The sequence below is a fragment of the Dechloromonas sp. TW-R-39-2 genome (assembly GCF_016864195.1).
GTDB lineage: Bacteria > Pseudomonadota > Gammaproteobacteria > Burkholderiales > Rhodocyclaceae > Azonexus.
In genome coordinates this window covers 1,998,814-2,012,754 of sequence record NZ_CP045202.1, presented here as the reverse complement: position 1 = coordinate 2,012,754, position 13,941 = coordinate 1,998,814, and the positions used below count along the sequence as shown (strand labels likewise).

Genomic DNA, 13,941 nt, shown 5'->3' with positions numbered 1-13,941 from the left:
CATTCAGCCGAAAAACAGGCGGTTCAGGTCGTTAAAAAATGCGAAAGCCATCAGGATAAAAAGAAGGGACATTCCAACTCGCTGTCCTATCTCCATCGCACGCTCGGATAACGGCCTGCGCCTGACGACTTCAATCATATGATACATCAAATGCCCACCATCAAGCACCGGGACAGGCAGCAGATTCAGCACACCAAGACTGATGCTGACCAGTGCCATGAACTTGATGTAATAGTCGAATCCAAGCTTGGCTGACTGACCGGCGTAGTCTGCGATAGTGACCGGACCGGAAAGGTTCTTCCACGAAACCTCTCCCGTCAACATTTTGCCCATCATGACCAGGCTGAATACAGACTTATCCCAAGTTTCAACCAGCGCCTTGCTTCCCGCTTTGAAGAAATCATAACGGACAAATGCACGCACCTCGCGATGCGCCTCCCCTGTCTCAGCCACACCAATACCAATTTTTCCCACGCTACGACCGTGCTCGGAAACCAGCTCAGGCTGAACATCAAGCATCAGTTGACCGGACGGCCGCTGGACCTCGAAATGCAGTAGACGGCCATCGGAGTCACGAATTTTCACAACCAGTTCATACCAGGTTGAAATTGGCTGACCATCGACGGCGAGAATGCGGTCTCCGCTCAGCAGACCAGCCCGCTCAGCGATACCGCCACCGAGGACCTTGCCAATCACCGGCGGCAGCTTGGGACGATAAAAATTAATCCCGAGGCGCTCAAGCGCGTCCCCTTCCCAGCCCTTGTCGGAAGCTGCCGACAAGGCAAGACGACGCACACTGATTTCCTGCTGCTCATTGATGACTTCAAGTTCAACGCTTTCCTGCTCCACCGTTTTTTGCAGCAAAGCCCAGCGCAAATCATTCCAGGTTGCTACTGGCTGACCATCGAGTGCGCGAACCTGATCGCCATTGTTGATGCCAGCCATGGCAGCCGGGGTTCCGGCGGCTGGCATCCCGAGAACCGGCAACAACTCCTGGTTCCCGGTCATGAATGTCACCCAGTAAAGCAGGATGGCCAGTACAAAATTCGCCAGAGGTCCGGCAACAACAATCAGACTGCGCCGACCGACCGTTTGGCGATTAAACGTACGGTGCAGCTCGTCGGCGGGGACATCGCCCTCTCGCTCGTCAAGCATCTTGACGTATCCCCCCAAGGGGAAAATGCTGACTGCCCATTCGGTACGATCAGCCCCGCAGCGCTTTTGCCAGAGAACCTTGCCGAAACCAAGGGAAAAACGAAGAACCTTGACACCACAGAACCGCGCCGCCAGGTAATGGCCCAACTCGTGAACGGCAATAAGAACAGCCAGAACGAGCACAAAGGCAGCAAGATAAAACAGGAAATTACTCACGCGAAGCGCTGTTCCAGAACCATTTTCGTTGCCAGCGCACGAGCATTGGCATCGGCCTCCAGCACATCTGCCAGACTTCCCTCCGGACCGGCCGGCAAGGCATTCAGCACAGCCTCATTGAGCCGGGCGATTCCCAGGAAAGGCAATTTCCGGGACAGGAAAGCGTCGACCGCAATCTCGTTGGCGGCATTCAGGATGGCGGATGCTGTTCCACCTTGATTGAGAACATCGTATGCCAGCTGCAAACAACGGAAACGCTGAAAATCGGGTTCTGAGAAATCTAGCCGGCCGATCCTGAATAAATCAAGCGGCTCGACGCCAGCATCAATCCGCTCGGGGTATGCCAGCGAATAAGCGATCGGAGTCCGCATATCCGGATTACCCAATTGAGCCAGCACGGAACCGTCGGCATACTCAACCGCCGAATGAATCACACTCTGCGGATGCACCACAACCTGAATGGATGCTGGCGAAGCAGCAAACAGCCAATGCGCCTCGATGACCTCCAATCCCTTGTTCATCATCGTTGCCGAGTCGACTGAAATCTTCCGCCCCATCACCCAATTCGGGTGTGCACACGCCTGTTCGGGCGTGACATTCGACAACGCCTCAAGCGGCGTATTGCGGAAAGGGCCTCCCGAGGCGGTCAGCAAAATCCGGCGTACGCCGCAAGCACTCAGTCCACGCGAGAAATCAGCCGGCAATGCCTGGAAAATGGCATTGTGTTCGCTGTCGACCGGAAGAAGCGTCGCGCCATGTTCGCGCACCGCGTGCATGAACAATTCGCCGGCCATGACCAGCACTTCCTTGTTGGCCAGCATGATTTTTTTACCGGCGCGCGCAGCGGCCAGTGTCGGCTCAAGGCCCGCAGCACCGACAATCGCCGCCATGACAGCATCGACTTCGGGCAGCGAAGAAAGCTCGATCAGCGCATCAACACCGTACAACACTTCAGTGGCAAGCCCGGCAGCCTGGCAGCGCTGACGCAAGTCACCCGCCAGGGCAGCATCGCGCAATACGGCAAAACGCGGCTTGAACTCCAGACATTGCTCGAACAGCTTATCGACCTGACTATGCGCACACAGCGCAAAGGCCCGATATCGATCCGGATGGCGTCGAATGACGTCGAGAGTACTGACGCCAATCGATCCAGTGGCGCCCAGCACGGTGATATTTTGCATTTTCATGATGCGCCGTGACTGATCAGCAACCAGAGCAATGCAACTACCGGCAACGTTGAAGTCAGGCTGTCGATCCGGTCAAGCACGCCACCATGGCCTGGCAAAACATTGCTACTGTCCTTGATGCCAGCCTTGCGCTTGAGCAGCGATTCATACAGGTCGCCAATGATGCTGATCGCGGTAACGCCGAGGAGGAGCAGAACCCACAGAGGCAAAGCCGGCGATTCCAGCGAAAAAGCAGCACGAACGACCAGACCGTAGATCACGACGCCAACAGCAGCCCCCACTGCCCCTTCCCAGGTTTTTCCCGGACTGATGGTAGGTGCCAGCTTGTGCTTGCCGAAAGCCTTGCCTGAAAAATAAGCAGCGATATCAGCCATCCAGACAACGGCAAAGATCGCCAACAAAACCGCCGGGCCGAGAATGCGTAACTGGACCATGGCCAGCCATGTCGGCAACAACACGACAGCACCAACCAGCAAGCCGACCACGCCTCCCTGAAGCGCCCATTTGTTGCGCAACCAGAATGGCATGACCAGACACCAGAAGATGGCGGCAAGGCCATAAAACAGGAAAACCCAGGGTTGAGCGACGTCGACCGTAGCCCCCACCCCCATGGCCCCTGGAAAAGCAAACGAAACCGCGGCGCAGATCAGGGCGGTTGCGACACCCAATGTGCGCCGTGCAGACTCCTGCCAACCGAGCAAGGCGCCCCACTCCCAAGCAGCGACACCGATAAAGGCAGCAACCAGCAACGCCCAATCCGCCTGCGGCAACATGAAGATGCTCGGCAAAAGAAGCGCCATCAAAGCCAGCGCCGTGATCACACGGGTTTTAAGCATTGTTTTTTTCCACCAGCTGCTCGCTGGTTCGACCGAAACGGCGTTCGCGCTGCTGATAGGAAGCTATCGCCTTGTCAAATTCAGCAGTGTTGAAATCCGGCCAGAGTGTCGGCGTGAAATAAAGCTCGGTGTACGCCAATTGCCAGAGGAGAAAATTACTGATTCGCTCTTCGCCGCCAGTGCGAATGAAAAGATCCGGTTCCGGCGCGTAGCTCATCGACAGCCAGGGTTCCAGATCAGCCTCTGTCCAGCCGGCACATTTTTCCGGCTGCGCTGCCAGCATGCGATTGACGGCCTGCATGATGTCCCAGCGGCCACCATAATTGGCTGCAATCGTCAGTTCAAGACGGGTGTTAACTGCCGTCTTGTCCTGAGCATCGAGAATCAACTGCCGGAGGCGTGAATCAAAAGGCGAAAGATCGCCAATAATCCGCAGCCGGACACCATTTCGATCCAGCTTCTCGACTTCCTGCTCGAGCGCCTTGACGAAAAGCTGCATCAACAGGGAAACCTCATCCTGCGGTCGACGCCAGTTTTCAGAGGAAAATGCAAACAGGGTCAGGTGCTGGATGCCGCGCTCAAGACAGGTGCGGACCATTTCCCGGACCAGTTCGACGCCTTTGACATGACCGGCAACACGCGGCAAAAAGCGTTTTTTGGCCCAACGGCCGTTGCCATCCATGATAACGGCGACGTGCCGTGGAACGGCAGCCGCCTCGGGAACCTGACGTGTCGAACTGGAGAATAGTGCCATCAAGTCGAAACCGACTGAGTCAGCAAACGACTCAAACCTGCATCAGCTCGGCCTCTTTCGCGGCGAGCATCTTGTCGACTTCAGCAATGGATTTATCGGTCAACTTCTGTACGTCGTCCTGGGCACGACGCTCGTCATCCTCAGGAATTTCGCCCTTCTTCAGCGCATCCTTGAGGTGATTGTTGGCATCACGGCGCAGATTGCGAATCGCGACCTTGGCAGCCTCGCCTTCGGTCTTGACAACCTTGATCAGGTCACGACGACGCTCTTCGGTCAAAGCCGGCATCGGGACGCGAATCAGATCACCCTGGGACGAAGGATTCAAACCGAGATCGGAGTCACGAATGGCCTTCTCGACCTTCTGTGCCATACCTTTTTCCCAAGCTTGGACACCGATGGTACGTGCATCAACCAAGGTCACGTTGGCAACCTGATTAACCGGCACCATCGAACCATAGTAATCGACCTGAACGTGGTCAAGCAGGCCAACGTGGGCGCGACCCGTACGGATTTTCTGGAGATCGTTCTTGAGCGATTCCAGGGTTTTGAGCATCTTGCCTTCGGCAGTTTTCTTGAGTTCAGCAATCATCTTGTTCTCCCTCAGCAATAGACCAGCGTACCTTCATCTTCACCGCAGACCACGCGCTTCAGCGCGCCGGACTTGAAAATGGAGAATACATTGATCGGCAATTTTTGATCGCGGCAAAGCGCGAAAGCGGTTGCATCCATCACCGCCAGATTCTTGGAGATCGCTTCATTGAAGCTGATCTTGTCATAACGCGTGGCCGACGGGTCTTTTTTCGGGTCAGCCGAATAAATACCGTCCACCTTGGTAGCCTTGAGCACGATTTCCGCGCCAATTTCCGAGCCGCGCAATGCTGCAGCGGTATCGGTTGTAAAAAACGGGTTGCCGGTCCCGGCACCGAAGATGACGACCTTGCCTTCTTCGAGATAGCGAATCGCCTTGCCGCGGATATAAGGCTCAACCACTTGTTCAATATTCAGAGCCGACTGCACGCGGGCGTTCAAACCACCCTGGCGCATTGCATCGGACAAGGCCATGGCATTCATCACCGTGGCCATCATGCCCATGTAATCGGCGGTAGCGCGATCCATCCCGGTGGCCGTACCGGCCATGCCGCGAAAGATGTTGCCGCCGCCAATCACGACGCCAATTTCCACACCCATGTCAGACACCCCCTTGATCTCCGCGACAATACCCGCAATCACTTGCGGATTGATGCCGTAGGCGTCATTACCCATCAGGGCCTCGCCGGAGAGTTTCAGGAGAATGCGCTTGTACTTGGGTGCGGTCATGGCGTTATTCCTCGATTACTTCTTGGCAGCAGCGGCAGCAGCTTGAGCAGCAACTTCAGCAGCGAAGTCGTCAACCTTCTTCTCGATGCCTTCGCCCACCAGGAACAGGCTGAAGCCAGCGACGGAAGCGCCCTTGGCCTTGAGCAGCTGCTCGATGGTTTGCTTGCCGTCTTCAGCCTTGACGAACACTTGGCCCAGCAGGGTCACGTCCTTCAGGTACTTCTGAACGGTACCTTCGGCGATCTTTTCGAGCATCGCTTCCGGCTTGCCGGCTTCGCGGGCCTTTTCGATGGCAACGCGACGCTCGGTATCGAGCAGGTCAGCGGAGACACCGGAGGCATCCAGGGACTTCGGCTTGGAAGCAGCGATATGCATCGCCAGATCCTTGCCCAGTTGTTCGTCGCCACCGATCACATCAACCACGACACCAACCTTGGCGCCACCGTGGATGTAAGACTGCAGCTTGCCCTTGGCTTCGAAGCGGACAAAACGACGGATCGTCATGTTTTCGCCAATCTTGCCAACCAGCGCGGAACGGGTCGACTCAACCGTGCCTTCGCCCATCGGCAGAGCCGACAAAGCTGCGACGTCAGCCGGATTGTTGCTGGCAACCAGAGCAGCACTGCCGTTGGCCAGAGCGATGAATTCGTCGTTCTTGGCAACGAAATCGGTTTCGCTGTTAACTTCGATCATGGCACCGGTCTTGCCGTCAGCGCTGAGGCTGACTGCGACGATACCTTCAGCCGCGATACGGGCAGCAGCCTTGGAGGCCTTGTTGCCCAGCTTGACGCGGAGGATCTCTTCAGCCTTGACCATGTCGCCATCGGCTTCGGTCAGGGCTTTCTTGCATTCCATCATGGGTGCGTCGGTCTTGCCGCGCAGTTCTGCCACCATGCCTGCGGTAATTGCTGCCATATTATTCTCCTGAGCTTTTAAAACAGGCGGAGCTTAGCGCTCCGCCATTGCAACCTTATTGCGCTGCTTCTTCCTGGACTTCGACGAACTCGTCGTCGCCACCAGCAGCAACAATTTCCTGAACCACCTGGTTACGGCCTTCGAGGATGGCATCAGCCACGCCGCGGGCGTACAACTGGATAGCGCGGGAAGAGTCGTCGTTACCCGGGATAACGTAGGAAACGCCTTCCGGAGAGTGGTTGGTGTCAACCACGCCGATGACCGGGATACCCAGCTTTTCAGCTTCGGTAATGGCAATTTTGTGGTAGCCGACGTCGATGACGAAGATAGCATCCGGCAGGCCGGCCATATCCTTGATGCCGCCGATGGACTTCTGCAGCTTTTCCATTTCGCGACGGAAGGTCAGCGCTTCCTTCTTCGGCATGCGCTCGATTTCACCGGCTTCAACGGCGATTTCCATATCCTTCAGGCGCTTGATCGAGGTCTTGACCGTCTTGAAGTTGGTCAGCATGCCGCCGAGCCAGCGCTGATCAACGAACGGTGCGCCAGCGCGCTGGGCTTCCTGAGCGAGGATTTCGCGAGCTTGACGCTTGGTGCCAACGAACAGGATGTTGCCGCGGTTGGCGGACAGCTTCTTCACGAAAGCCATGGCTTCGTTGTACTTGGCCAGGGTCTTTTCGAGGTTGACGATGTGAATCTTGTTGCGAGCACCGAAGATATACGGGGCCATCTTGGGGGACCAGAAACGGGTTTGGTGACCGAAGTGGACACCGGCTTCCAGCATTTCGCGCATGGTAACGGACATAGTAAAACTCCTTAAGGGTTGAACCTCCACCCGCCAGAAACGCCTGCCAAATCAATAAATTGGCAAACACCCTTAATCGGCGGATGTGTGGATTTGATCGCATGCACCACGCATACGACCTGTTTTTTCGGGCATTACCGCCCAGAAAAACCCGACGATTATAGCAGCAGAACCGTCGACTTTAAAGCTCAATAACCATTTTGCTTGAGCGCCAGCAACTGCAGCATGCGCGCCAGATAAGGTCGCCAGTCGGGCATTTGCAAACCAAAGTCGGATTCCAGACGGGAACAGTCGAGCTGCGAATTGGCCGGCCGCGTGGCCGGCGTCGGATATTCCGGCGTCGTAATCGCACGAATAGCATCCGGCTTGAGGCGCAAAACGAATCCGGGGGTCTGTTCGGCCAACTGAAGAATCGTTGTCGCAAACGCATGCCAACTCACCGGATTCGAAGCGGCCAAGTGATAAAGACGATTTTCGCCCTTTTCTAGCCGTTGACCGCAACGTGTCATCGCCAAGGCGATGCCGCTGACCGTGGCAATCAGCGCCGCCGGCGTTGGCGAACCGACCTGGTCATCAACCACGCCCAGGGAGTCACGTTCGCGGGCAAGACGTAAAATGGTTTTGACGAAATTATTGCCGCGCGCACCAAACACCCAACTGGTGCGGAAAATCAGCGATTTGCCGCCTGCCGCCCGAATCGCATCCTCACCAGCCAGCTTGGTATGTCCATAAACGCTTTGCGGCGCCGTCGGGTCGGACTCGACATAGGCTGAGGCCTTGCGCCCGTCGTACACATAATCGGTCGAGTAATGGACCAGCAAGGCATCAAGCCGCAACGCCTCTTCTGCCAGAACAGCAGGCGCTTCGGCATTGATCCGGTGCGCCAGATCCGGCTCGGATTCAGCCTTGTCGACTGCGGTATAGGCCGTTGCGTTGACGATCACTGCCGGACGGGCCGCCCTGACGACGGCGCGAATCTGATCAGGATCGGCCAGATCGCACTCGGCACGACCGCAGGCAACGACCTTGCCGTGCGGCGCAAGCGAGCGTTGCAATTGCCAGCCGACCTGGCCATCCTTGCCGAGCAGCAGAATACTCATCGTCACCACCTGCGTTCTTGAAAGGCCGGAAGTATGCCATTACAAGGCGCCCCTTGCTTTGAGAAACAGGAGGCATCCTTTATCCTTGGGACTTCCCCAAACGTTTGATAGAACAGCCATGAGCATCAGCATCAAGACGCCTGAAGAAATCGAAAAAATGCGCGTCGCCGGGCGCCTCGCCTCCGAAGTTCTCGATTACATCGAGCCTTTCGTCAAGGTCGGCGTCACCACCGAAGAACTCGACCGCCTCTGCCACGACTACATGGTCAATGTGCAGGATTGCATTCCCGCACCACTCAACTACGCACCGTCAGGCTACGACCCTTATCCCAAGTCGATCTGCACCTCGATCAACCAGCAAGTTTGCCACGGTGTGCCGAGCGACCGCGTGCTCAAGAACGGCGACATCGTCAATCTCGACATCACGACGATCAAGAACGGTTACCACGGCGACACCAGCCGGATGTTCATCGTCGGTGAAGGCTCGATCCAGGCCAAGCGGCTTTGTGAAATCACCTTCGAATGCCTGTGGCTGGGAATTTCGGTTGTCCGGCCCGGCGCCTTCCTGGGCGATATTGGCGCAGTCATCCAGAAGCACGCCGAGAAGAACGGCTACTCAGTCGTTCGCGAATTCTGCGGTCACGGCATCGGGGCCAACTTCCACGAAGACCCGCAAGTCGTGCATTACGGCAAGGCCGGCACCGGTCCGCGTCTTGAGGCCGGGATGATGTTCACCATCGAGCCGATGATCAACGCCGGCAAGGCGGCCATCCGCGAGATGAATGACGGCTGGACCATTGTCACCAAAGACCGCAGCCTGTCCGCGCAATGGGAACACACCCTGCTGGTCACACCCACCGGCTATGAAATCATGACACTGTCGGCTGGCTGCCGCCCGAAACCGGACTGGATCGGCTAATGAGCATCGATGTCGGCGCCCTGCGCGAAGAAGTCAAAGCCTTTCGCAAAACCCTGCAGGAAAACTATGCCAGGGACGGCGACGCGCTCGCCTTGCTGCATGCTCGCAGCAACCAGGTCGATAGCGTACTGACCCGGCTGTGGCAGGCGCAGGATTTTCCGGCTACGCTGACACTGGCTGCCGTTGGCGGCTATGGCCGCGGAGAGCTTTACCCGGCCTCCGACATCGACTTGCTGATCCTGTTGCCGCAGGAACCCAATGCCCAACTCCAGGAAAAACTCGAACGCCTGATTGGCTATTTCTGGGACATCGGCCTGGAAATCGGCCACAGCGTCCGGACCATCCAGGAGTGCCTGGACGAAGCAGGCAACGACATCACCGTCCAGACCGCGCTTCTTGAAGCACGCTTGCTGACCGGCAACGAAAAGCTGTTCTCGACCTTTCAAAAGCGCCTGCGCGGCAATCTCGATCCGCTGGTGTTCTTCGAAGCCAAGCGTCTTGAGCAGCAGGAGCGCTACCTGCGCTTCAACGAAACCCCCTACAGCCTCGAACCCAACTGCAAGGAGTCGCCTGGCGGTCAACGCGACCTGCAGGTCATTTTCTGGGTTGCTCAAGCCGCCGGTTACGGCACCACTTGGGCTGACCTGGAAAAATACGGCTTCCTGACCGTCGAAGAAATGGCACACGCCGAGCAGTGCGAGGAATATCTCCGCCACCTGCGCATTCACCTGCATTTCACCGTCGGCCGGCGCGAAGATCGCCTGCTCTTCGACTACCAAAATACGCTGGCCACCCAGTTCGGCCTGGCCTCCAATGAAGCGCGGCGAGCCTCGGAACAGCTGATGCAGGGCTACTACCGCAATGCCAAGGCGGTCACGCTGCTCAACACCATCCTGCTGCAGAACATCGGTGCCGCTCTCGCGCCGGAAAACGAGCAGATGCCGCAAGGCCTGGACGATGATTTCCAGACCATCGGCAACCTGCTCGATATCCGTGACGAAACCCTGTTTGCCCGCCAGCCGGAATCGATTCTCGATTGTTTCCTGGTCATGCAGGAAAACACCGAACTGCACGGCATGACCGCCCGCACATTGCGCGCCCTGTGGCGTGCCCGCGAGCTAATCACCCCGGAGTTCCGGGCCGACCCGATCAACCGCTCGGCCTTCCTCAAGCTGTTCCAGAGCGAACGCGGCGTCGTGCACGAATTCCGCCGGATGAACCAGCTCGACATCCTCGGCGCCTATCTGCCGAACTTTGGCCGCATTGTCGGCCAGATGCAGCACGACCTGTTCCACGTCTACACCGTCGATCAGCACATCCTGCAAGTCCTGCGCAACATCCGCCGCTTCACGATGAGCGAATTCGCCCACGAATATCCACTCTGTTCGCGCGTCATGAGCGAACTCGACCGTCCCTGGTTGCTCTACATCGCCGCCCTCTTCCACGACATCGCCAAGGGCCGCGGCGGTGACCACTCGGTGCTTGGCACGGTCGACGCCGAAGAATTCTGCAAATCGCACGGCCTCGACGACGAAGATACCGAACTGGTTGTCTGGCTGGTTCGCAGCCATCTGACGATGTCGCAAGTTGCCCAAAAAGAAGACCTCTCCGACCCGGACGTCATTGCCAATTTTTGCCGCCTGGTCGGCGATGCCCGTCACCTGGCCGCACTCTATCTGCTGACTCACGCCGACATTCGCGGCACCAGCCCGAAAGTCTGGAACCAGTGGAAAGGCAAACTGCTCGCCGATCTCTACTATCAAACGCTGCATCACCTCAGCCAGGGCGAAGCACCGGCACCGCAAGGCATCATCGCCGAACGCCAGGCCGAAGCGATGCGCCTGCTGCGCTACTTTGCCCTCTCGGCAACCGTGCATGAGCGCCTGTGGAAGCAACTCGACACGGTTTATTTCCTGCGCCATTCGGCTGAAGAAATTGCCTGGCACACCCGCGCCCTGCACTACCGGATATTCAACAACCAGCCCGTCGTCCGCGCCCGCCTGCACCAGGAAGGCGAAGGCTTGCAGGTCATGGTGTACACGCAGGATCAGCCTGACCTCTTTGCCCGCGTCGTCGGTTTCTTCGCCCGGGCCGGCTACAGTATCGTCGATGCCAAGATTCACACCACGGCACACGGCTACGCGCTCGACAGCTTCGTCCTGCTCGACATTGAAAAACGCGACAACAACCGCGAAATGCTGGCCTATATCGAGCACGAACTGGAGCAGCGCCTGATTCACCAGACGCCGCCCGAAGCCCCATCAAGCGGCCGCTTGTCGCGCCAGGTCAAGCACTTCCCGATCAAACCGGAAGCCGTCATCCGCAGCGATGAAAAAGGATCGCACTTCATCCTCTCGCTGATGGCTGCCGACCGCCCCGGCCTGCTCTACACCGTGGCCAACGCCCTCGCCGCGCACGGTGCAAATCTGCACACCGCCAAAATCATCACGCTCGGCGAACGCGCCGAAGACGTTTTCCTGATTAGCGGCGGCGACCTGCAGGAAAGCGCCAGCCGCATCCGGCTCGAAACCGAACTGATGGAACAGCTGAAGGTTTAGTCAAACGCGGACTGAATCAGAAATTTTCATGGCGAGCGCGGAAGCAATTCTGTTTCCGCGCTCTATACCATCGATTGCCACGCCCCTCTGCATCGTGATCACGCTTCAACTAAGCCGTTTCCACTCAATAGCGCACCACCGCTCCCGACCCGCCTCATGCCAAGCCTTGCGTACCGGAAACAACAAATACTCCATCACCGTCGGGCTCAGACGAACGTCGATCTCTCCCAACCCATTAGCCCGATAGCTTGACCAGCGGTACTGCCCAGGATCAGCCACCATGCCTGCCCGTACCGGATTGAGTTCGATGTAACGCTGGCAAGCCAGCAGATAGCTTTCGGCTTGCACAACGCTCGATTTGTAGCGCTCTTCCCACAGGCTGCCGGTGCGCCGATAGAAACGGTTGGTGTATTGCACGTAGCGCCTTCCCAGCGATTGCATTAGTCGCGATGGCGCACCGTCTTCTTGCGGGGTGAGCAGCAGATGAACGTGGTTGCTCATCAGCACATAGGCATGAATGGCGCAGCCACAAGCGCGAGCCGACTCTTCCAGCCAATGGAGATAACAGTAGTAATCTTCATCAGTGAAAAAGCACGGCTCGCGGTTGATGCCGCGCTGAACGATGTGCAGCGGGTAATTAGCGAGAAGAACACGAGGACGACGAGACATGGTTAGTGGCTTAGCTCAGAAAGCAAAATGTCTCTGACCCCTTTGGTTTTTGGCTTGTGCATCAGGCATTTGTGAACCTCCAGAGGTATAGTTTAAAAATAAAAATCGCAAGCAGAGTTCCATATAGGAACATCGCGATTAATTCACAGAAAACAAAAACAACAATTGCTTGCACGCTCTCATTTTTTGCCGACTTAATCGAATAACTTTCTTGAATAAGCGTTGTGGTATTTCTGGGTAAGTTGAGTCCGTACACACTAAGACTATTGTCCTTGCCAAGCGCACGATCCTTTATTAAGGAAAGCAAGAGCGCGAATGCAAATATCAAAAATAGGCAGCCATATATGGATATATACGACCCCAAAAACCTATAATTTATAAAATAAACGCTCGTTAAGTGACCAATAAAAATATCACCAATCATGAGAAGCAGTGGCAAAAAAACACTTACAAACTCAATGGGCTGAAGTTTTTGTATTAAACAACCTAAAAAATATTTGGCTGCCAATTTGTTTCTTGTGTGCATGGTTTATGGTTTAAATGTAGTTCAGAAAGCAAAATGTCTCTGACCCCTTTGGTTTTGCTGCAGCCATTTGCAGGTTGGCGTATTTGAGCATTTCAGCAACGGTTGGTGCAGCCATGATTATTTCTCCCTCTTCGGAATCAGAATTTGGTCTACGAAATGGCGGGTTCTTGCACCATCGGGTCCATTCATCGTTGGGCAAACGGAGTGATTCAGCCACGGCATGGAATTCCGTGGGGCGTGGATGTAGCTCATCGCATAGCGGGTCATTTCACCCAGCACCTCGTTGGTCTTGAGGTCGAGCACCTTGACCGTGCTGCTCGCCACCCACAGGGCGCGCTCTTCGGGGACGACGTGGTCTTCGAAGGTGACGGCGTAGCGCGGCGGGGTTTTACTGGGGCTGGGGGTTTTGTCGAGCGACCACTGATAGACGTTCATGTCGTAGTTGGGATTCTTCCTCAACTCCAACTGCACGTTGTAGGCCGTCGGGTCTTTCTTGCCGGTGACCTTGTCTGAGCCGGTGTACCGATAGCGCTGGCCGTCCTTGGGGTCGGGGACTTCGACCCAGCGGTAGCCGGGGAGGCTGCCAGGATTATGCCCAACGTTGATGTAACCTCTATGCTCAGCATCAATAGGCCCTTGAGCGGGATGCTCATCTCCAAGGAAGGAGCGGATATACGAATCACCATAACCCTCCCGCCCAAACGCCGCCCCCGGCCAGTTGGGATCGGCCAGCTCCCGGTCGGTCCGCTCCGGGCGGATCTTCATCAGCAGCACGCCCTCCACGTCCGGCACGGTTTTGTAGATCTTGATGCCGGCGACATTTTCGCACTTCCCCTTGTGGAGCGCTTCGGCCTGCTTGATCCTGGCGAGGTATTCCTCGCGGTTGAGCGGGTTGTAGCTCCAGGCCACTGTCGCCCACAGGCCGGCGAGCAGGAGGGCGGCGAGGCGGGTTTTGAAGGTGGGTTTCATGCGGCTTGCCTTTCG

Annotated in this window: 13 protein-coding genes; 2 read left to right on the top strand and 11 right to left on the bottom strand. The window is 56.7% G+C overall.

The window, feature by feature from the left end; translation table 11 throughout:
• Positions 1–3: 3 nt before the first annotated feature.
• The 9 genes from rseP to rfbD form a co-directional block, all read right to left on the bottom strand.
• Positions 4–1,371, bottom strand: coding sequence for an RIP metalloprotease RseP (gene rseP, locus GBK02_RS09650; RefSeq protein ID WP_203466469.1), 1,368 nt, complete (start codon positions 1,369–1,371; stop codon positions 4–6).
• Positions 1,368–2,558 (bottom strand): 1-deoxy-D-xylulose-5-phosphate reductoisomerase, encoded by a 1,191-nt coding sequence (gene ispC, locus GBK02_RS09645; protein WP_203466468.1) that lies wholly within the window; start codon positions 2,556–2,558, stop codon positions 1,368–1,370. Before ispC ends, rseP begins: the two co-directional genes overlap by 4 nt.
• Entirely contained in the window at positions 2,555–3,394 is an 840-nt protein-coding gene (locus GBK02_RS09640) for a phosphatidate cytidylyltransferase (RefSeq protein ID WP_203466467.1), read from the bottom strand. The genes ispC and GBK02_RS09640 overlap by 4 nt, the downstream gene beginning before the upstream one ends.
• Positions 3,387–4,148, bottom strand: a complete 762-nt coding sequence (gene uppS, locus GBK02_RS09635; RefSeq protein ID WP_203466466.1) for a polyprenyl diphosphate synthase — start codon at positions 4,146–4,148, stop codon at positions 3,387–3,389. Before uppS ends, GBK02_RS09640 begins: the two co-directional genes overlap by 8 nt.
• A 31-nt stretch (positions 4,149–4,179) precedes the next feature.
• Positions 4,180–4,737, bottom strand: a complete 558-nt coding sequence (gene frr / locus GBK02_RS09630) for a ribosome recycling factor (RefSeq protein ID WP_203466465.1) — start codon at positions 4,735–4,737, stop codon at positions 4,180–4,182.
• A gap of 11 nt (positions 4,738–4,748) precedes the next feature.
• Entirely contained in the window at positions 4,749–5,465 is a 717-nt protein-coding gene (pyrH, locus tag GBK02_RS09625) for a UMP kinase (RefSeq protein ID WP_203466464.1), read from the bottom strand.
• A 15-nt stretch (positions 5,466–5,480) separates the two neighbouring features.
• Positions 5,481–6,380, bottom strand: coding sequence for a translation elongation factor Ts (tsf, locus tag GBK02_RS09620; protein ID WP_203466463.1), 900 nt, complete (start codon positions 6,378–6,380; stop codon positions 5,481–5,483).
• A gap of 55 nt (positions 6,381–6,435) precedes the next feature.
• A complete protein-coding gene (gene rpsB / locus GBK02_RS09615) occupies positions 6,436–7,185 on the bottom strand; it encodes a 30S ribosomal protein S2 (protein WP_203466462.1) in 750 nt (249 codons plus the stop codon).
• Positions 7,186–7,373: 188 nt separating this feature from the next.
• A complete protein-coding gene (rfbD, locus tag GBK02_RS09610; RefSeq protein WP_203466461.1) occupies positions 7,374–8,285 on the bottom strand; it encodes a dTDP-4-dehydrorhamnose reductase in 912 nt (303 codons plus the stop codon).
• Positions 8,286–8,403: 118 nt separating this feature from the next.
• Here rfbD and map point away from each other — a divergent pair, with 118 nt between their 5' ends.
• Both map and GBK02_RS09600 read left to right on the top strand, forming a co-directional pair.
• Positions 8,404–9,204, top strand: coding sequence for a type I methionyl aminopeptidase (gene map, locus GBK02_RS09605; RefSeq protein ID WP_203466460.1), 801 nt, complete (start codon positions 8,404–8,406; stop codon positions 9,202–9,204).
• A complete protein-coding gene (locus tag GBK02_RS09600; protein ID WP_203466459.1) occupies positions 9,204–11,762 on the top strand; it encodes a [protein-PII] uridylyltransferase in 2,559 nt (852 codons plus the stop codon). The genes map and GBK02_RS09600 overlap by 1 nt, the downstream gene beginning before the upstream one ends.
• Positions 11,763–11,867: 105 nt before the next feature.
• Here the strand turns inward: GBK02_RS09600 and GBK02_RS09595 are convergent, their stop codons facing one another.
• Positions 11,868–12,431 (bottom strand): transposase, encoded by a 564-nt coding sequence (locus GBK02_RS09595; protein WP_203466458.1) that lies wholly within the window; start codon positions 12,429–12,431, stop codon positions 11,868–11,870.
• Between the two features lie 643 nt (positions 12,432–13,074).
• On the bottom strand, positions 13,075–13,926 hold the full coding sequence (locus GBK02_RS09590; protein ID WP_203466457.1) for a hypothetical protein: 852 nt from the start codon (positions 13,924–13,926) through the stop codon (positions 13,075–13,077).
• Between the last annotated feature and the right edge of the window lie 15 nt (positions 13,927–13,941).